This window comes from Streptomyces sp. NPDC107562, from assembly GCF_055657325.1.
Window position 1 is genome coordinate 127,555 of sequence record NZ_JBVKBE010000011.1, and the last position, 18,771, is coordinate 146,325.

At 66.5% G+C, this 18,771-nt stretch carries 11 protein-coding genes and 1 pseudogene; 5 read left to right on the plus strand and 7 right to left on the minus strand.

Annotated features, from left to right (window positions below):
* Positions 1–204 precede the first annotated feature (204 nt).
* Positions 205–716, minus strand: a pseudogene (locus ACZ7LV_RS27315) (ISAzo13-like element transposase-related protein); the annotation flags it as partial.
* 992 nt (positions 717–1,708) lie between these two features.
* Between ACZ7LV_RS27315 and ACZ7LV_RS27320 the strand changes: the two are divergent.
* Together ACZ7LV_RS27320 and ACZ7LV_RS27325 are read left to right on the plus strand one after the other, a co-directional pair.
* Positions 1,709–2,209: a hypothetical protein gene (locus ACZ7LV_RS27320; RefSeq protein WP_471942983.1), complete on the plus strand. Its 501-nt coding sequence runs from the start codon at positions 1,709–1,711 to the stop codon at positions 2,207–2,209.
* A gap of 1,122 nt (positions 2,210–3,331) precedes the next feature.
* Positions 3,332–6,796 (plus strand): S8 family serine peptidase, encoded by a 3,465-nt coding sequence (locus ACZ7LV_RS27325; protein WP_471942985.1) that lies wholly within the window; start codon positions 3,332–3,334, stop codon positions 6,794–6,796.
* A 428-nt stretch (positions 6,797–7,224) separates the two neighbouring features.
* Here ACZ7LV_RS27325 and ACZ7LV_RS27330 read toward each other — a convergent pair whose 3' ends face one another.
* From ACZ7LV_RS27330 to ACZ7LV_RS27340, 3 genes are all read right to left on the minus strand, one after another.
* Entirely contained in the window at positions 7,225–7,623 is a 399-nt protein-coding gene (locus ACZ7LV_RS27330) for a winged helix-turn-helix transcriptional regulator (RefSeq protein ID WP_471942987.1), read from the minus strand.
* 308 nt (positions 7,624–7,931) lie between these two features.
* On the minus strand, positions 7,932–8,834 hold the full coding sequence (locus ACZ7LV_RS27335) for an LLM class flavin-dependent oxidoreductase (protein WP_471942989.1): 903 nt from the start codon (positions 8,832–8,834) through the stop codon (positions 7,932–7,934).
* Positions 8,831–10,780 (minus strand): FAD-binding oxidoreductase, encoded by a 1,950-nt coding sequence (locus ACZ7LV_RS27340; protein WP_471942991.1) that lies wholly within the window; start codon positions 10,778–10,780, stop codon positions 8,831–8,833. Before ACZ7LV_RS27340 ends, ACZ7LV_RS27335 begins: the two co-directional genes overlap by 4 nt.
* 428 nt (positions 10,781–11,208) lie before the next feature.
* Between ACZ7LV_RS27340 and ACZ7LV_RS27345 the strand changes: the two genes are divergently transcribed.
* Positions 11,209–12,459, plus strand: coding sequence for an MFS transporter (locus ACZ7LV_RS27345; RefSeq protein WP_471942993.1), 1,251 nt, complete (start codon positions 11,209–11,211; stop codon positions 12,457–12,459).
* Positions 12,460–12,655: 196 nt separating this feature from the next.
* Here the strand turns inward: ACZ7LV_RS27345 and ACZ7LV_RS27350 are convergent, their stop codons facing one another.
* From ACZ7LV_RS27350 to ACZ7LV_RS27360, 3 genes are all read right to left on the minus strand, one after another.
* A complete protein-coding gene (locus ACZ7LV_RS27350) occupies positions 12,656–13,285 on the minus strand; it encodes a TetR/AcrR family transcriptional regulator (protein WP_471942995.1) in 630 nt (209 codons plus the stop codon).
* A gap of 407 nt (positions 13,286–13,692) precedes the next feature.
* Entirely contained in the window at positions 13,693–14,313 is a 621-nt protein-coding gene (gene wrbA, locus ACZ7LV_RS27355; RefSeq protein ID WP_471942996.1) for an NAD(P)H:quinone oxidoreductase, read from the minus strand.
* Between the two features lie 225 nt (positions 14,314–14,538).
* Positions 14,539–15,603 (minus strand): MBL fold metallo-hydrolase, encoded by a 1,065-nt coding sequence (locus tag ACZ7LV_RS27360; protein WP_471942998.1) that lies wholly within the window; start codon positions 15,601–15,603, stop codon positions 14,539–14,541.
* Between the two features lie 402 nt (positions 15,604–16,005).
* Between ACZ7LV_RS27360 and ACZ7LV_RS27365 the strand changes: the two genes are divergently transcribed.
* Both ACZ7LV_RS27365 and ACZ7LV_RS27370 read left to right on the plus strand, forming a co-directional pair.
* Positions 16,006–17,127 (plus strand): NAD(P)-dependent alcohol dehydrogenase, encoded by a 1,122-nt coding sequence (locus tag ACZ7LV_RS27365; RefSeq protein ID WP_471943000.1) that lies wholly within the window; start codon positions 16,006–16,008, stop codon positions 17,125–17,127.
* Positions 17,128–17,330: 203 nt separating this feature from the next.
* The gene (locus ACZ7LV_RS27370) at positions 17,331–18,737 is read left to right on the plus strand and encodes an MFS transporter (RefSeq protein ID WP_471943001.1); all 1,407 of its coding nucleotides are present in this window, start codon (positions 17,331–17,333) and stop codon (positions 18,735–18,737) included.
* Positions 18,738–18,771 lie beyond the last annotated feature (34 nt).

Below are 18,771 nucleotides of genomic sequence, written 5' to 3' on the forward strand. Positions count from 1 at the left end.
GGGCACCAGGACGCGCAGGGCACGCGGCCGATCGGTGCGGACCACGGGTGGGGGCAGCTTTAGGGCCTGGCCGTCGACGGCCACCGGGCTGGTCTTCGCCGGGGAGACGCGCTGGTGAACCGGGATGAAGGTGTGGCGGTCCACGCGGATGGGGTTCTTGCCCGGACGCCAGGTGCGTACGGGCCGCTCGCGGTTGCCCAGCATATGCGTGAACTGGGCATCCGGGTCCGGATAGCTGGCGCCTTCGGTGGCTTTGGCGGTGCCCTGCAGGCTGCATCCCGACGCGCGCAGCAGGCGTCCGACGGCCGTCGCGCTGACCGGGCGGCCCTGAGTGGTCAGCGTCGAGGCCAGTGACCGCAGCGAGAGCGTGGTCCAGCGCAACGGCGAGACCGGATCGCCCCGGGTGTGCGGCTCGACCAGGGCTTCAAGTGCGGGCTGCAGACCGGGATCGGTGACCGTCAGTGGTTTGCGGCCGGCTCCCGGAGCCCGGATCCGCCCGGCCGGCAAAGGACGCTCGGACAACTGGGCGCCTCCGCAGCAATGGTGGCCGCACTGGCGCCTGAAGCAGCCGCAACCAGTGTGATCCCGCCATGGCCAAGCGCAGCGGCCTCACTGGCCAGGCAGATCCGACGGCGCCGCTCATCGAGGTGGGGAAGGAACTGATGGAACTTCCCCCTCAAAACCGCAACCGGAAGCAACTCCACCGCTGGACCCAATGCCGCGACCACCTGCCCGACACGTACCAAGCCATCGCCACCCTGGTATCCGACCGCCCCGTCACCGCTTGGCGAACGCCGTGGTCAGGGCAAACACGGCTCACCCGCTATCACGCACCAACTCGCAATCCGGTTCAGGCGGTGGCCCAGCGTCCTGCTGCCTCAGATCCGCCGCACCTGCCTAGAGGCCGGACCCCGCCAACCGCTCCGTCCTGCCGGCGGACTGCTCCCTCGCCGCAGAAGCCCTCCGCCACTTACGCTTTGTTAGCAGCTAACCCACTGTTTGCTGCCTTCCAACGCCCTTTCGTACCGTCATCCCGCACCGGGTAGGCAAGAGACCTCTAGCCAGCGTTGGAGGTGCCGGGCAGACCCTAGCGATAGAACCGTTCACAGCGAGCAGACCAGAAGGGAGCACGGGTCGTGCGCAGACGAGTGCTTGCGATTGGCGTTACTGTCGCGACCGCTCTGGTCGCCCTCCCTTTCCCCCGACCTGACGAAGACGGAGTTCGACAGGCTGTCAGTACGTCGACGAACGAAACGCCAATAGGCGGTGCCGACCGCGGCGACGGGGGCGGCGTCGATTCGATCGCCTCCAGTGGGCAAGCCTCCGAAGCCCAGGCTGATGCGGCTGCTGTGGAGTCCAACGCTGCGGGCGGGACGGTCGGTTGCCCTACGTCGGAACGTGACTGTCGAGCACGCCCTCACGAGGCGAACCATCAGCGCGAAACGACCTTAAGTGAAGTAGAGTGATCTCTGAGCCGGAGTTGATAGCGAGTCCCGATGGCCCGGGTGCCTACCGAGTGTTCGGAGACAATGACGAAGGTACCGACGCTCGCGTCCGACCGCGAAGTCGGTGGCAGTGGGCGGTGCTCGGAGTAGTGGCAGCATCGATTGTGTGGTCGACGGCGGTGTTCCGCGTCGGAGTCGCCGATCCTCAGCCGGATTCGCGCGGCTATCACCTCAGCCAAAGAGGGTGTCGGACGCTCCAACTCGTGTCGCTGGGCGCAGAGATCGCTCCGATGGACTCGACCAGCACAATGGAATCCGGACTGTCGGAGCATGCGGTATTCGACCATCTCCAGTGCGTCATACACCTGCGGCCCCATCAAAGCGCGAAGACTGGGGGAGCTGGCCCGCTGCACTTCTACGCTGTCGCGGTCAACATCAGACTCCACAAGGCAAACGATCCTCGAGCGGACTTCGAGGCGGAGACAAGGGTGACCGGGTTCGGTGTCGCCGCTGACGATGAGGTGAGGTCTGTGGCCGGGCTGGGAGATAGCGCACTCTTGATCACTCCGGACGTCACGCACACAGAGTTGAGGGTCCTCGACGGCGGCGCAGTCCTCTCGATGAGTCTCACCGCAACGGCCGACTGCGGCGATGGAAGCGCTGCGCCAGATCCTTGTTATGTCCCTGATACCCCTGATGTATCCGTTCTTCACAGTGCTCTGATCGATGACATGCGCGGCCTCATTGCCCATTTGAAGCGATGAGCACCGCAGTAGGTGTGATCGATACGGGCGGTATGCCCCTCGGCGGACAGAGGACCTGCACGCGCATCTTCGAGATGGGCGGTGATCGAGCCGGCTTCATCGCCTGGCGGGCGAGACGGACCGGACCGGCGCTGCGGCCCAGGTGCACGAACGTCGAGAGATCGTCAACGCGATGCTCTGCGAAGTGGGAGGCCGACGGCACGACCCAGTGGGTCCATGACCTCCGACCTCCTACGCGACAAGGCCCGTCGCGCGCACGGCCGCAGTGGAGACCCGACTGCGGCCGTGGTGGATGCGCAGAGTGTGAAGACCTCAGCAAACGCGGCCGAGTGCAGCCAGAGCAGCGACGCCGGCAAGAAGATCAAGGGACGCGAACGCGAGCTGATCACGGACTCGACGACCTCTCCTCCGCTCACCCCACCGTGTCCAAGTCCGGGCCGAGGATGGCTGCCAGAGCAGCATCTTGGTGCCGGGCTGGGGATCGACGTGGAGGTGGTACTGCGGGCGCGAGAGGGCGGTCTTCGTCTTTCTGATGCAGCACCGCCAACTGGCACAGGACTACAGGCCCGCCGCAGGGATATCAGACGGTGATCCACTGGGTGACGGCTAACGAGATGTCTCGCGAACTGACCGGGGAAATCCACACCTACCTGGCGAAGTGAAAAGGAAAACTTACATCGGCTCGGACACCGATCAGATGCTCTGCACGGGCTAACGGGGTATCCCAGTGAGAATAAGTAACCCCCCAGAGGGACTTCCAAGCACTGTGTCCAACGTGGGAAAGTCTCACTTTCCTTCATAGGCCGCGCACATACGTGTTGTGACGGCCATGCCCTTCGCTTGGACCAAGGAACGCCCATGCACGCAACGCTCAGAGGCTGGAGTGTGTCGGCAGCCGTCGGCGCACTCGTCGTGTCGCTGACATCGCCCCTCGCCACAGCCCTACCGCCGCCCCCTCGCGCTCACGCAACAACCTCGTCCGGTGCAGCCACCTCACTGCAGGCTGGGATTCACTCTGTCACGCTCGTCACCGGCGATGTAGTGACCACGCGGCGCTCCGGAGCGGCGAAAGGCACGGTGGCGGTCCGTAGCGCTTCCGGCGGTCCTGCACAAGCGCGTGTCATGGAGGCAGGCGGCGACCTGTACGTCTACCCCGACTCAGCGATGCCTTATGTCGCGGCCGATTTGCTGGACCTGAGGTTGTTCAATGTCACCGAGCTCATCGCGCAGGGGTATGACGATGCTGGCAGCAGCCGGCTGCCGTTGATCGTCTCCTATCGTAGTCAGGCCGCAGCGCGCGGCGGCATCGCCGACCTCCCGCCAGGGGCCACCTGGGTTCGGGGGCTGGACAGCATCCAGGGAGCGGCTCTGACCGAGAAGCATGAGAGGGCAGGCGACTTCTGGCAGGCCATCACTGGAGATGGGCCGGAGTCAGGGTCGGCCGCAGCCGAGAGTCTCGCAGACGGTCCGCCTGCTTTCCGTGGGGGCATCGAGCGCATCTGGCTGGACGGGATCGTCCAGGCCGAACTCGCCGACAGCACCGCGCAGATCGGCGCACCCCAGGCATGGGCAGCCGGCGCGACCGGCGCAGGCGTGAGAGTTGCCGTCCTGGACACGGGTGTGGACACGGGTCATCCCGACCTCGTAGGCCGGGTCGAGGCGGTCCGAAGCTTCGTGCCGGGCGAGGACGTGACCGACCGCAACGGCCACGGAACTCACGTGGCCTCCACCGTCGCCGGATCGGGCGCCGCATCCGGTGGCCGTGAGCGCGGAGTGGCCCCTGGCGCCGAACTCCACGTCGGCAAGGTGCTGGCCGACGAGGGAACCGGCCAGGACTCCTGGGTCGTGGCCGGCATGGAATGGGCCGCCCGGGAAGCGCGGGCAGACGTGATCAATATGAGCCTCGGTTCCGGTGCCGCCTCCGACGGAAGTGACCCACTCAGCACTGCGGTGGAACGGCTGAGCGCCGAGACCGGCGCCCTCTTCGTCGTCGCCGCGGGCAACACCGGTGCGCCGATGTCCATCAGCGGCCCAGGGGCGGCTGACTCCGCTCTCACGGTGGCGGCCGTGGACTCCGCCGACAGCCTGGCCCATTTCTCCAGTCAGGGCCCACGGGCCGGCGACGGAGGCCTCAAACCGGAGATCAGCGCTCCTGGCGTCGACGTGCTCGCCGCACGCTCACGCCACGCTCCCGGCGAAGGTCCGTATCAGACGATGTCAGGCACATCGATGGCGACCCCTCACGTGTCCGGGGCAGCAGCCCTTTTGGCCGCGAGTAACCCTGAACTGACGCACGCTCAGCTCAAGGACCTCATGGTCAGCAGGTCTCAGCAGACTCCCGCGCACACCGCCTTCGAGGGCGGCAGCGGCCGGGTCGACATACCTGCGGCCCTCCGCGAGGGAGTGTTCGCCTCTGCCGCCGCCTTCGCAGGACGGGTAACAACGGACGGGGAGGCCAGGGCAGCAAGTCGTCCGGTGATCTACACCAACACGGGGGACACCCCGGTAGCCCTGCAACTCACACTCGAGGCAGCGGCCACACCGCCGGGGATGTTCCGGCTGTCCGCGAACCATGTGGTGGTGCCCGCCCGTGGGACAGCCCGTGTCACCGTCGCCATCGACGCGTCCCTGGCCACGGCCGGGACCCGGTACTCCGGACAGATACTGGCCACCGACACGCGCGGTCGGGCGGTGGCCCATACCGCTGTCGGTGTCGGCGACCTGGCACACCGGCTGACACTCGTCCTCAAGGACGCCGACGGCAAGCCGATGCCCGGGGTGGTCGAGATTCTCAGGGCCGGCTTCGATCTGCCCGACTTCTTCATCGTCGACGCGTCCGGTACCGCGAGCGGGTTCTTTCCTGAGGACGACTACTCCGTGCTGGCGTTCAAGGCCGTGGAAGGCGTCCATGGTGCCCGGTCCCGGGGGCTGGCACTGCTCGGCGACCCCGAGGTGCGGCTGAACCGCCCCACCACCGTGACGCTCGACGCCCGCAAGGTGCGCCGGGTCGACATGACCACGCCCCAGGAGACCCGCGCCACCCACCAGCGCGTGGAGTACTACCGGTCATGGGGCGATCAGTCCTGGCGCTCGACCCGTGAATCCCTCGTCGGCTACGACAGCTTGTGGGCCACACCCACGGCACACCGCGTCACACGGGGCGACTTCCACTTCGCAGCGCGCTGGCGCAAGGAGCAGCCCGCACTGACCGTCTCCACCCACAGAGACGACTTCACCGACGTCATCCGCCAGGAGCACGTCACACCTCTACCCGAGGGACGGTACCGACTTCCCCTGATCGCGGCGGGCGAGGGGGCTGACGCGGACTACGCGGGCCGCGATGTCCGCGGCAAGGCCGTCGTGGTGCGTCGCACGACGGAGGTAGGTGACCCGGAGCAGGCAGCAGCAGCTGTACGCGCGGGCGCCAGGCTGCTCCTGGTCGTCAACGACGAGCCGGGGCGGACCGTACGGCCGTACGGGGCCGACTCCACGGAGCCGACCGCGATCGACGTGGGCCTGCTCAGCCCGGACCAGGGGGAGAGACTACTTCGGCAGGCCGCGGACCGCGGCGCGTCGGTCACCGTCGGGTCCCAGCCGCTCAGCCCCTACGTCTACGACCTGATGCGGACCTGGCACAACGAGATCCCGGAACGGCTCGTGGTCGCAGGCGGCTCCCACAACCTGGCGAGGGTGGACGTCTCGTTCACAAACACCGCTGCCCCACAGGACTTCGGCGGGGAATGGCGCTTCGACCGGCCCTCGTACTCCGACTGGGGCCTCGGGGTACCGGTGAACCGGCCCATGACCGGCGAGCGAATCGACTACGTGTCTACCGGTAAGGGCTACGACTGGGGCCAGGAGGCGTTCCTCCAGACGCTCTACGAGACCGGCCCCAGGCTCAGCTACCGCCCCGGCGGCCGGTACACCGACGCGTGGTTCGGGCCCCTTCAGCGCCCACGCCTCAACGACAACTACCGTCTGCCCGCCCGCAGCAGCGACCGCCTGATCCTGGACGTGCCCGCCTGGGGTAGCGCTGACCACGTCGGCTCGTCCATGTCGGGATACGACGAGCAGTCACTCACCCTGTATCAGGGCGACACTCTTCTCGCCCACGACTGGCACGTGATCACGGCAACGGCGCCCGGCGCGCAGCGACTGCCATACCGACTGGTCGTGAACGCGCACCGCTCCCCCAGCCACGCAAGCCGGTACTCCACCGCCACGCACACCGAGTGGACGTTCACTTCGGGTGCGTCAGCGGCCGGACGAACCGACACACTGCCACTCATTCAACTCGATCACGAAGTCATGGCGGACAGCGAGGGCCGGGTCGGCCGGCACGCAGCGGTGACCGTGTCCGCCACCCATCTGGCAGGCGCGGCGGACACCGGCACCCTGCTACCCATCCGGGCGGAAGTCTCTTACGACGACGGCCAGACCTGGCGCCACGTCGCCACCGACCGGCACGGACGGTTCATTCTCGCCGCTCCGCGGCACGCCGACTTCGTCTCACTGCGTACGACGGCCCGCGACTCCATGGGCAACACCGTCGCCCAGGAGGTGACGCGAGCGTTCGGCTTGCACTGAGTCCACGTGCGGGCCGTGCCGTCGGCACGCCCGCACGTCCAGGACGAGCCAGGCGCCCGCCCGATCCTGCAATGCTGCACCGACCCAAGGACATTACCCCTCGGCCGCCTCCCACCACCTCGCGCCCTACCTCGACGGCCAGCCCTTCGACGGGCCCGACGCCCTCGCCAAGGTCGCCCTGCACCATCCCGAAGCGGCCCGCTCACGGGTGACGGCGGCCGACACGTCGGCCTCCACCTCGCCGAACAAGACCAGCGCCCTCGACGACACCGTCCTGGCACGCCCTCGCGAGCTCAGCGCCGTCTCATGCGGCACCGAGGTCACCGCGGAAGGCCGCCAGGTCTGGGCCGTGCTGGACCTGGCGCAGCAAGGAGGCGAAGCCGGCGGCGCGTGTCAGCGCGCCGCCGGCAGGATCATCGGCATGCTCATCACACCCCGTCAGATGAGGTGCTCCTATTGGGACTCTTATCGTCCCTTGAGGCTTCAATGTTCACGAGGTGCTTCAGGCCCCACTCTCTCAGCATCGTGAATGATGGCCCTAGGGCGATGCCTGCTTCGGTGAGTCGGTACGAAACGCGTACGGGATGGCCTTTGACCACCTCTCGTGCCACCAGACCGTGAGCGGAAAGCTCGGCCAATCGGTCTGATAGTACCCGTGCGCTGATGCCGGCAACGGAGCGGAGCAACTCGTTGAAGAAGGAGGGCTTCTGCATCAGTGCTGCCAGAATAAGACCACTCCAGCGTTTACCCAGGAGTTCTGACAGTTCCTTGATTCCTTCGCATGGGTCCTCTTCCGTCACACAACTGTCATCCAGCGCATAGTGCATCGGTCGCCTCCTCATATCGCAGTGTGGTTTCGCCAGAACGATTGACGCTACGCCTCCGTCAACAGGCGGAGCCGGCCACTCAGGCGACGCACCACCTCGGCGGAGCTTCAATGTTGAAGCGGCCATGCGGCAGGCTCACATTAGTGAGCAGGTTATGAGATACGCAAGATCTTCTGTTGGGCAGCGGGGTTTCCCACCTCAGCCCTCAGGGGGCCGTACACGGAATCACGCCAGAATGAGCCGAAAGGCAGAGCGGGAAGATGGCCGCGGCTAGGAGCACGGCAGCGAACATGAGGTGTTTTGTCATCTCAGCGGCGTCTCTCCTCGGCCACAAGTTCGCGGGCGGCCGGCGCTACTTCGGCACCGAAGCGCTGAATCGTCGCTGCATCGTCGCCGCCAATGATGAAGGCACTTACCCCGTGATTGAGTGCGAGCCCGGCGATCTGCTCTGGCCACGCCTTGGCTGGACCGTTGAGCAAACCGCGTGAAGTAGGCGAGAACTGCACTTGCATGAAGTTCATCAACCTGCGCACGGACGAGGGGGCTCGGCCCGCCGCCTCGGCTGCCTCGTCGATACGGGCATTCATCTCGGGCAGAGAGTCCGCTCCTCGCGGCAGGTACTCGATGGACGGCAACCAGCCGTCAGCGACAGCGCCGGTCAGGGCAAGCATTTTGGGTTTGTAGGCCCCGACCCACACAGCAATGTCGTGTGCGGGCTTAGGGCCGCGCCTGGCTCCATCGACCTCGTAGTACCGGCCATGATGGCGGACCCCGCCGCGGGTGTCGGTATCCCAGAGGTCGCGGATGATGGCAATCCCCTCACGCAGGGCTTCGACGCCCTGTCCGGCCGTGAGGCGGCGGCCTCCCATGGCCTCGATCCCGTCCCAGAAGGCACCGGCCCCGATACCTAGTTCGAAGCGCCCCCCGGACAAGAGGTCCAAGGAGGCCGCTGCCCGTGCAAGGACGGCGGGTGGACGCAAGGGCAAGCTGGTGACGTTCGCGCTGATGTGTACGTTCTGGGTGCGGGCGGCCACGTAGGCGAGCAGCGTGGCGGTGTCCAGGAAGGAGGCCTGGTAGGGGTGGTCCTGGAAGGTGACCAGGTCGAGTCCCGCGCGGTCGGAGGTGACGGCCAGGTCGACGACTCGCTGGGGCGTGTCGGCGGACGGGGTGATGAACGATCCGAAGAGCAGGTCGTGTTGGTAGTCGTTCACGAGGAACTCCTCACATTTCTGTGTGCGTCGGCCGAGGCGGCCCGCAGATCAGCGTGGGGCGCGATGTTGAAGTTGTCGCGGAACAGATTGTCCGGGTCGTAGCGGCGCTTGACCTCTTGCAGCCGGTTCAGGACCTCGGGTGGGAAGGCGTCGTGGAGTCGCTCGGGCCGGGGATCGGTCTCGAAGCTGAGGTACAGGCCCTTGAAGTGGTGGCGCAGCGGGTCCCAGACCTGGTTGAGGTTGTCGTGGTCCCCGCCCATGGCGGTCACCTGGAAGGCGGGTGTCCGGTGGGGAAATGCCATCTCGTCGGCAGGGAGGTCGGCTATGGCCCCGCCCATCGCCCTGAGTTCGAAGAAGTACACCTGCCCGGTGCGCAGGAGGTCCGCGGCGTCGCGGGCGAAATCGGCGGTCAGTTTGGGTAGGAATGCCGAGCGGGAGACTGGATCACCGAAGCCGTGGTGACCGTCCGGGCCGACGTCGGCGGCGGATCCCATGACGCCGGCGTACGGGGTGACGACGACCTGTTGCTGGGTGAGCACTCCGATCTGCGTGAACGGTGTCAGCCGCTCCACGATGACGTCGGGATCGGGGTTGTCGACGATGCCGATGAGCTGAATGTTCCAGTTGCCCTGCCGGGGACGTCCGGTGATCAGGAAGACTGTGGTGTCACGGGGCGCCTCGGAAGCGATCTTGCCGAAGTCGGTCAACGCCTGGGCGATGTCCGTCGTGAAGAGGCCCAACTGTGCGTAGCCGACCTGCCCGACCTCATCCACCTGGAACTCGAACGCCGTTGCCACGCCGAAGTTCGCGCCCGCTCCGCGCACCGCCCAGAACAGTTCCGGGTGCTCGTCGGCGCTGATCCGTATGTGACTACCGTCGGCCAGTACCATTTCCACGGCGCGTAGGTGGTCGATGGTCAGGCCGTGTGCACGGCCGAGGAGTCCGATGCCGCCGGCGGTCGCCAGTCCGCCGACGCCGACACCGCCGTAGTCACCGGAGCCGAGGGCCCAGCCGTGCGGGTGCAGAGCGGCCGACACCTGCTTCCAGGTTGCGCCGGGACCGATCCGCACCAGGCGCTCCGTGGCGTCCAGCACGGTGATGTCGTTCATCTGTCCCACGTCGATGACGAGGCCGCCATCGTTGGTTGAGCGGCCGCTCACACCATGGCCGGCGCTACGGATGCCGAGGGGCAGATGGGTATGGCGTCTCGCGAAATCGAGCGCGTCTGTGACCTCCTCCGCGGTTCTGGGACGCAGGACCAATCCAGGAGCTCCACCTCGCAGATAGTTGGACGCGACACCGCGATATCCAGGATCGCCAGGCTCGACCGCTTCATCCACGAGGGACCACGGAATGGAGTCGTAGTCGATCCCGGGCTGTCGGCGAGATCGTGCCGCGAGCGGTCGCTGACGCCGGGCTGGGAGGGAGTTTGCCGCTGAGAGAGCCGCAAGTCGTTCAATCTCGCGGGCGGAGTCGACGGGTACGACTACCGGCAGGCCGCCTTCAGCCAGCGCGGCCAACTCCTCCTCGGTCGCGCCGCGGGAGGCGTACACCCATGCGGCAGGATCGGTGATGATCCTGCCGGGTGCCAGTGCCTCCAAGCTCTCGGTGGCCTTCGCCACCACGGTGCGGTAGGGCACCGAGCCGTCCGACTGTGAGGATTGAACTACGTCTTGAAGGTGCACACCGAGGCTGATGTGTTCTGTCATTCCCGCCAGCCAGGAGACGGTCGTCCAGGGATCCAGGCCCGCCGGGGGAAGCGGGGCGTCGCCGCTGTTCCCCTCCTGATCTGACGTTGAGTCGGATTTGGTCTGCTTATCGGCGGCGCTGGACCTGCCCACGACGACCAGTGCAAGACCATGTTCTTCCGCCAGCCTGGCGAGCTCGATCAGCCCGCCCCCGACGCCGCCGAATTCCGACGGATCAAGGGTGACTCCCAGTTCCATTGCCTGTCCCATCTCTGATGCCAGGCACCAGAATGCGTTGTCGTCTCAACAATGTACAGGCATAAATCATTGAGATGGCAACGGAAAATTCGGTGCAGATGGGGCGCAAGGCGCGGTTCCGCTCGAGGGCTGCTACACAACGTGATGGGGCAGATGCAAGTAGTACGGACTGTTGCGCAACTCACTGGCCGCGCGCCGTCATCGCAGGTGCGCAACGCGTTCTTTCGCCGCGCGCTCCTTGAAATGAGGGGCCAGGAAATGAAACCAGCACCTGGCTTCCGCCAGCCTGGTACTGACTTTCCCAGGTTCGGAATCCTACGAACGAAAGGGTCTGGTTGCACCGCTCGGCCTTATGCATCATCGGGCACGTGAGGCGTGTAGCCCACGGCCCGAGGGCCCGGCAGCCGCCGTACAGGAAAGGGACATTTGTGATCTCCAGCGTGGCGTCGCGTGTGCGACACGACCGACGGGAGCGAGCCGTCGAGGGCGCCGAGCGGACCCGAAGACGCTGGGAGTTCTGGACCGTCGCAGGCGTCGTCTTCGTGGTCATGGCCGCGAGCAGCGCACCCTCGGCGCTGTACGGCCAGTACCAGCAGCGCTGGCACTTCGACACCATGACCACGACCGTCATCTACGCGTGCTACGCGGCAGGCGCCGTTCTCACGTTGCTGCTTGCCGGCAGCCTGTCGGAGCACATCGGCTCCAAACGGACAATCATCGCCGCGCTGACCGTCATCGTGGCCTGCTTCCTGGCGTTCATGCTGGCGACGGGCGTCTGGGTTCTGGGGCTGGCCCGGCTTGTCCAGGGGGTGAGCGTCGGACTGCTGACCAGCAGCGCTGGTGCGGCCCTGGGCAGGCTGCACCGCAACCAGGACCGGAAGCGCGCCGCCGCGGTCAACAGTGCGGCCACATCGGCAGGTATCGCCCTGGGCGCTGTCGGTTCTGGACTCGTGGTTGAGCATGCACCCGCTCCCCTGCTCGTCCCGTTCGTCGTCTTGGCGATGCTGTCGCTGGCCGGGCTGCTCGCGGTCGCCGCGATCCCTACCTGGGAGAGGCGTTCTGTGCGTCCGCTTCGCACCTGGCGTCCCCGACCGGTCCGGCCGGGCCCCGGTTCCGGCAGAGTGCTCCTGCGTCTCGGGCCCATCGTCACGGCGAGCTGGGCTGTCGTCGGTCTGTACCTGGCCCTGGGAGTGGAGATGACCTCTGCGCTGCTGCACACGCAGGACCGCGCTCTGTCCGCGCTGGTGATCCTGGTGGTCCAAGGCTGCGGAGGCCTGGCACCCATGCTTCTCGGGCGGATGAGCGACCGATCGGCCTCGGTGACGGGAAGCGCCTCGCTGGTGGTGGGCCTGGCGATGTCCGTGTGGGCACACGGCAACACCGATGCGGGCGTCTTCTTCGCGGGCGCGGCCGTCACCGGAGCTGGATTCGGCCTCTGCTTCATGGCGTCGACGAGCACCGTGATCGGTGCCGCACGAAAGACGCACGACAATTCTCTGCTCCCGCTGTTCTTCGCCATGGCCTATGTCGCTGTCAGTGTCCCTGTCGTCGCACTGGGCGTGGCTTCGTCCTGGCTGAGCGTCCAGGCGGCCTACACGGTGTTCGCGCTCGCCGTCGGGATTGTTGCCGTGATCGCTGTGGTGCTTGCCCTGCGCCCACGGACGATGACGGGTCGGTAAGCGGGGCGTTCAGGGGCCGCCCCCGCCTTGGGCCCTGCATGAGCTGGCTTCGGTGCCTTCCCCTGGGGGCGCTGCGGCCCGGCTTCGTCCTCAGGCTCCCATCCGCACCTTGCAGTTGCTACGTGCGCTGCTGCACGGCGAAAGACCAGAAAGAACTCGCACGAAAGGTGAGGGTCGCCGCGGTCTGGCCTCTCTTCTACGGGCTGCGCGTCGCAGAGCGGGCGAGGCGGATGAGGCCCGCACGTATCCGTTGTTCGCCAATCTCCGGGAGAAGTGCGGCTACGTGTTCGGCGGCCAGGGCGGCGAGGAGTGCGTGCGCGGTGTGCTCGGGGTCGGGTGTGGTGTCCAGCAGGATGGATGTGTGGCGGTGCCAGAAGCGATAGGCCCCGTTTCGGTACCGGGGGCATGCCGCGGCAGTTTCCGAGGCGCGCTGGAGAGCCAGGTTGTCAAGCAGATGGTCGAGGTAGGCGCTCACGAACGCGACAAGCCGATCCTCGGCTGTGGCGCCAGGGCCGAGCGGCGGCGGTCCGTACAGGATCGCCTTTTGCAGCACGCGTTCCTGGACGTCAAGGAGTGCGGCGGCTAGTCCTGATTTGTCGCCGAAGCGGCGATACACCGTCCCCTTGCCGACGCCGGCGGCTACGGCCACTTGGTCCATGGAGACGGCTTCGACTCCCTTCTCGGCGAACAGCCGAGCGGCCGCCTTCAGCACAGCAGCCCGGTTGCGTGCCGAGCGTGCTTGCTCCTTCGGCGGTGGCGCATGCAGGAGTTCCACCAGCGCTGCAGAATCGGAATGCCGTCCGCTGATGTCGCGATCGCGCTCCATGATCAGACTCCGATTTCCGAAGGTCGAGCTGCCTGCGCGGCTGCGATCGCCGACGCGACGTTCCCCTGGTCGACGCGCCACCGCCTCGACAGGGCAAGCTTGCAGGTCCAGGCACGTGGATCTAGGAAAGCCCGCTTCCTGCGTGCACGTCCTGTCCGGGACGCGGGCGAACTGCCTGGGCGCCTGTCCCTGTCGCACGCCTACTGCGGAATCACCTTGCACGGCCTCTGTCGGTCGTCTTCTGCGTCCGGTCGTCTTAGCGTCGTAGCGGAACCGGGCAGGACGTCGAGACCGATGCAGGGAGGAGAACCTGCAGTACGGATCCCGCAGATTCTGGTGCCCGCCGACCCACACGAAGCTGTACGGGCGGGCGGGCTGGTTCAGCGGTCCGAGAACGGCTAAGCAACTCAGGCGGTTGCGAGTCCGGCCTTCAGACGGGCAGCGATCTTGACAACGCGCTCGCCCTGGACCCGGGCGGCGGCTCGGGTGATGTCGTTGACCGGGTTCTTGCCCTGCCCGTCGACGTGGGACGTGCCGTACGGGTTGCCGTCCGCCAGCTTCGCGGGGTCGGTATATCCCGGAGGGACCAGGATGCCGCCGAAGTGGTGGATCGAGTTGTACAGCGCGAGCAGCGTGGACTCCTGGCCTCCGTGGTTGGTGGCAGAAGACGTGAAGCCGCTGTATACCTTGTCGGCCAGCTTGCCCTGAGCCCAGAGGCCGCCGAGCGTGTCGATGTATTGCTTGAGCTGGGAAGCGATGTTACCGAAACGGGTGGGGCTGCCGAAGATCACAGCGTCGGCCCACTCCAGGTCCTCCGGAGTGGCATGGGGGATGTCAGCGGTCGCTGCTGCGTTGGCGGCCCAGAGCGGGTTGGCTTCGATCGCGGACTGCGGAGCCAGTTCGGCCGCCTTGCGGAGACGGACCTCCGCGCCGGCCTTCTCCGCAGCCTGTGCGATTTCTCCCGCGATCGCGGAGATGATGCCGGTGGAAGAGTAATAGACGATGGTCAGCTTGACGGGGCTGGACACTGCGGTGCTCTCCGTGAGGTTGGTGGTGGCGTGTTTCGCTGAAGATGCCCGCGGCGACGTGATGCCGGGCTTGCCGCGGGTGGCCCGAGTGGGCCACAGGGCGGCCGGCGCTGGAAGCCGGAAGGCGAAGGATGCCGCATTTGATACCGGCTGGGTGAGCTGAGTGGACACCAGGCCGCAGGTGCGGCCGCCGGTGCACGGCGGCCGCACCATGGTGGTTAGGGCTCAGGCGATGTAGAAGGGACCGCCGTTGCCTTCCTTCTGGTAACCGAAGTGGCTCCGCTCGGTGCGAGAGGTCTCCGCGACGGTCCAGGCGTGGTACTTGGTGTTGACGGTGGCGCCGGCGAGCCGCTCGGGCCAGGTCTGACCGTTGGAGGTCGTCTTGGTGAGGGTCTTCTCGGTGACGTAGTTCGCGATCGAGTTGATCCAGTTCTCGCCGCCGACGAGCTGGTGCTCGCGGCCCAGCCCTTCGATGAAGCCCAGCAGTGCCTCGTTGTTGCTCATCTCCCGGAGGGCCTCCTGGGAGAAGTTCAGCACGTCGTGCCAGTACTCGCGCACGATCTCGACGTCCTCGCGGGTTCCCCAGCGCGAGATGTGGCCACCGATGAGGGCCTTGAAGTCGTAGGAGAGGATGTCGTCGTGGGCCTGGTAGAAGCCACTGATGTTCTCCGAGACGTCACAGTGCATGAAGGTCACGGAGCCAGGGCTCACGATGTCGATCTTGGTGAGCACCTTCTGCTCGGGACCGTAGATGTAGATGTTGCCCGGGCAGTGGTCGGCACCCTTGTACGACAGCTCCAGCTTGACGCCGCCGACCTCGAGCTCCGCGTCCGTGTGGAAGGTCTCGGTGGGCAGCGGGCGGTACTTGTCCGGGAAGCGCGTCAGGAGCTCGCGTGTGATGTCATGCGCGATGATCTTGACGTCGGGCCCGAACTGGGACGCGGCGCCGATGTGGTCCGAGTGCCAGTGGCTGTAGATCAGGTGCGTGATCGGCTCCCGGGTGACGGAGCGCACCGCGGACTGGATGTTCTCGCCGAGTCCGGGCGGGGCGTCGATCACGATGACGCCGCTGCCCGTGACCACGAAGCCGCCGTCGTAGCCGGACGGGCTCGTGACCCAGTAGAAGTTGCCGCCGTCGCCGACGTTCTCGACGTGGTAGCCCTTCTCGTAGAAGGAGGGGTCGTTGAGGTACTCCGGCATGAACTGCTTCGGAGACGGCACGTGCTCGGAAGCCAGAGCCTTCGGGAAGCCCCACTTGGTCGAGTAGAAGTCGCCGTACTTGCTAGCCATGGTCGTCCTTGTCTGTGACCGGGCGGAGGCCCCCTGGGTTCGGCAAGTGCGTCGTCGGCGCGGACCGGAAGGGGAGAGGCAGCATCCGGGGCGGCAAGCTACTGCGCACCACGGGCTTCAACGCCTCCGCTGAACGTTTGCCCGGCAAGCATGTTGCTGGACAAACCATCTGTCAACTCCAATGATCCGACTGAGCCATCGTCTGAGCGACCACACATCGCACTCCGGTACGGCCCTTGACGTGCACTGATCGCACTCAGTAGCACCTCACACACGGGCATGACCACGACTGTGTGGCCGGAGGCACATTCGTTTGACAAGACTTTATTGGCAGCACATTGTTGATGCAGATCAATTATTGCGTTGTCAACGCAACGCACAGTCGACATGTGAGGAGCCGTCATGCGCATCCGGGCAGCAGTGGCCGAGAGCCAGAGCCAGCCACTGGTGATCGAGGAGCTTGAGCTCGATGAACCGAGGGACGACGAAGTCCTGGTAAGGCTCGTGGCCACAGGCATCTGTCAGACCGACGCCCATGCCTGGCACCAGCGCATACCGGTCGGCCTCCCCCACGTGTTCGGACACGAGGGTGCCGGCGTGGTCGAGAAGGTCGGTGAGTCCGTCGCCGCCCTGCGACCGGGCGACCACGTCGTGCTGTCGTTCCAGTCCTGCGGGCGGTGCGAACCCTGCCTCGGGGGTCACCCGGCTTACTGCGATCAGGCCTTCACTGCCAACTTCTCCGGCGCCCGGCTCGATGGCAGCCAAGGAGTCCGCCGCATCAGCACGGAGGACGGCCAGAGCACGGCAGTCAACGCGCACTTCTTCGGACAGTCGTCGTTCGCGACACACGCCCTGACGAGCGTCTCGAACACCGTCAAGGTGCCCAAGGACGCGCCGCTGGAGCTGCTCGCTCCACTCGGCTGCGGTCTGCAGACGGGCGCCGGGGCCGTGATGAACTCGTTCGCCCTCCCGGCAGGGGCGAAGATCGCGGTGCTGGGCGTCGGAGCCGTCGGATTCGGTGCCCTTATGGCGTCCCGGGTGGCTTGTGCGGCGAAGATCATTGCCGTCGATGTCCATGCCGAACGTCTCGCGCTGGCAGAGGAGTTGGGTGCTACCCACACCATCGACGCCCGGCAGGGCGATGTGACCGCGGCCATCAGGCAGATCGCGCCCAGGGGCGTCGACTTCGTCCTCGACACCACGGGCCGTCCAGAGATGCTCGGCCACGCGATCGCGTCCCTGGCGTCGATGGGACAGGTCGGGCTCGTCGCCGGCGGGTCGCCGGAAGCAGCCGTACCCGCAGCCGAGCTCGCCCTCGGAAAGAGCGTCGCAGGTATCGTCCAGGGCGACGCCGTTCCGCAACAGTTCATCCCTCAGCTGGTCGAACTGTTCCAGGCGGGACGATTCCCGGTCGACCGCCTGGTGCGCTTCTACGACTTCGAGGACATCAACACCGCGTTCGACGACGCCGCCCGCGGCGAAGTCGTCAAGCCGGTCCTGCGCTTCGGCGGTCCGGTCAGCTAACGCGTCGGACGCGTTCCCCGGGCCGGCGTGCGTCACGCATCGCGCGAGGTGCTTATACCGTCCGGCTCGCCCGTCGCCACCCCGGCTCACACTCCCCTCTCCCGGATTCCCCCACCCTCACCGCCTGGCCGGAGACGGCACACGCACGCTTCCTGGTCGGCTGGTGACCCCTCGCTGCGCCGCTGTGCGCCCTTAGGTGACCCATGTCTTCACTGTCGGCCTCTCGTACCTTCACCACCCGAACGACTTTGCTGGTCTTGCTCCTTGGCGTCTTCGCTTTCGCTCTACTGCAGTCGTTGATCAACCCGGTGCTTCCCGCGTTGCAAAAGGACCTCAACACGACGCAGAACCTGATCGCCTGGGTCATGACCGCCTTTCTGCTCTCCGCCTCGGTGTGCACACCCGTGGTCGGCCGTCTGGGCGACCGCTACGGCAAGGATCGCGTCCTGGTCGCCTCGCTTCTCGCGCTGGCCGCAGGCTCGGTCATCTCCGCGACGGCACCCGACATCTTTCTCATGCTCGTGGGACGGGTGGTCCAGGGCGTGGGCGGCGGCGTGCTCCCGCTGACCTTCGGCATCATCCGAGACGAGCTGCCACAGGAGAAGACACCAGGTGCCATCGGCATCGCAGCCGCCCTGGCCGCGGTGGGCGGGGGGGTAGGCGTGGTTGTGGCAGGACCACTCACCGACATTTTCGGCATCCGCTCGCTCTTCTGGATCCCGGCCGCGCTGATCGTCGCGGCGGCCGTGGCGGCCCGCACGGTCATACCGCCGTCACCCGCGCGGAACTCCACTGCGGTCAGCTGGCTCGCCACCACGCTGATGGCCGGCTGGCTCGTGGCGCTGCTCGTACCGTTGGCCCAGGCATCCCGATGGGGCTGGACATCGCCCATGGTGATCGCGCCCCTCGTCACCGCCGCGGCACTCGCCACATGGTGGGTGGCCGTGGAGAAGCGCTCGGACCGACCTCTGGTCGACATGCAGATGATGCGCAGCACCGCCGTATGGACGACGAACCTCGTTTCCCTGCTCTTTGGTGTGAGCCTGTTTGCCGTGATGGCTTTCCTGCCCGTGTTCGTGCAGACACCCCCGCAGGCGGGCTACGGCTTCGGTGCGAGCGTCACCCAAGCCGGCCTGCTGCTCTTGCCGATGACGGTGACGATGTTCTTCGCGGGTCTCGCCTCGGCCCGGCTCGTCAAGAGACTGGGCGCGCGGCACGTACTGGTGACGGCCTCGGCGCTGAACGTTGTAGCGGTGGTCGCGATTGCGGTCGAACACGACCGGGGCTGGCACATCGCCGCTGCCCTGGCGCTGATGGGAATTTCCCTCGGTTTCGGCTTCTCGACGATGTCGAACGTCATCGTAGCCGCCGTACGCCCGGACCAGACCGGTGTGGCCAACGGTGTGACGGCCAACGTCCGCACCATAGGGGGGTCGGTCGGCGTGGCAGTGATGAGTGGCATCCTGAGCGCGCACACGCCCGCCGATGGCTTGCCGACCGAAAGCGGATACACCTACGGGTTCGGGGTCCTGGCAGTCGCGGGAGTCGCTGCCCTGGTGATCGCTTCTTTCATCCCTGTTCCGAGGCGCGGAACACACGCCGCTCGATGAAGCCTTGTTTCGATGAGGCCTTGTAAGGGGCGGA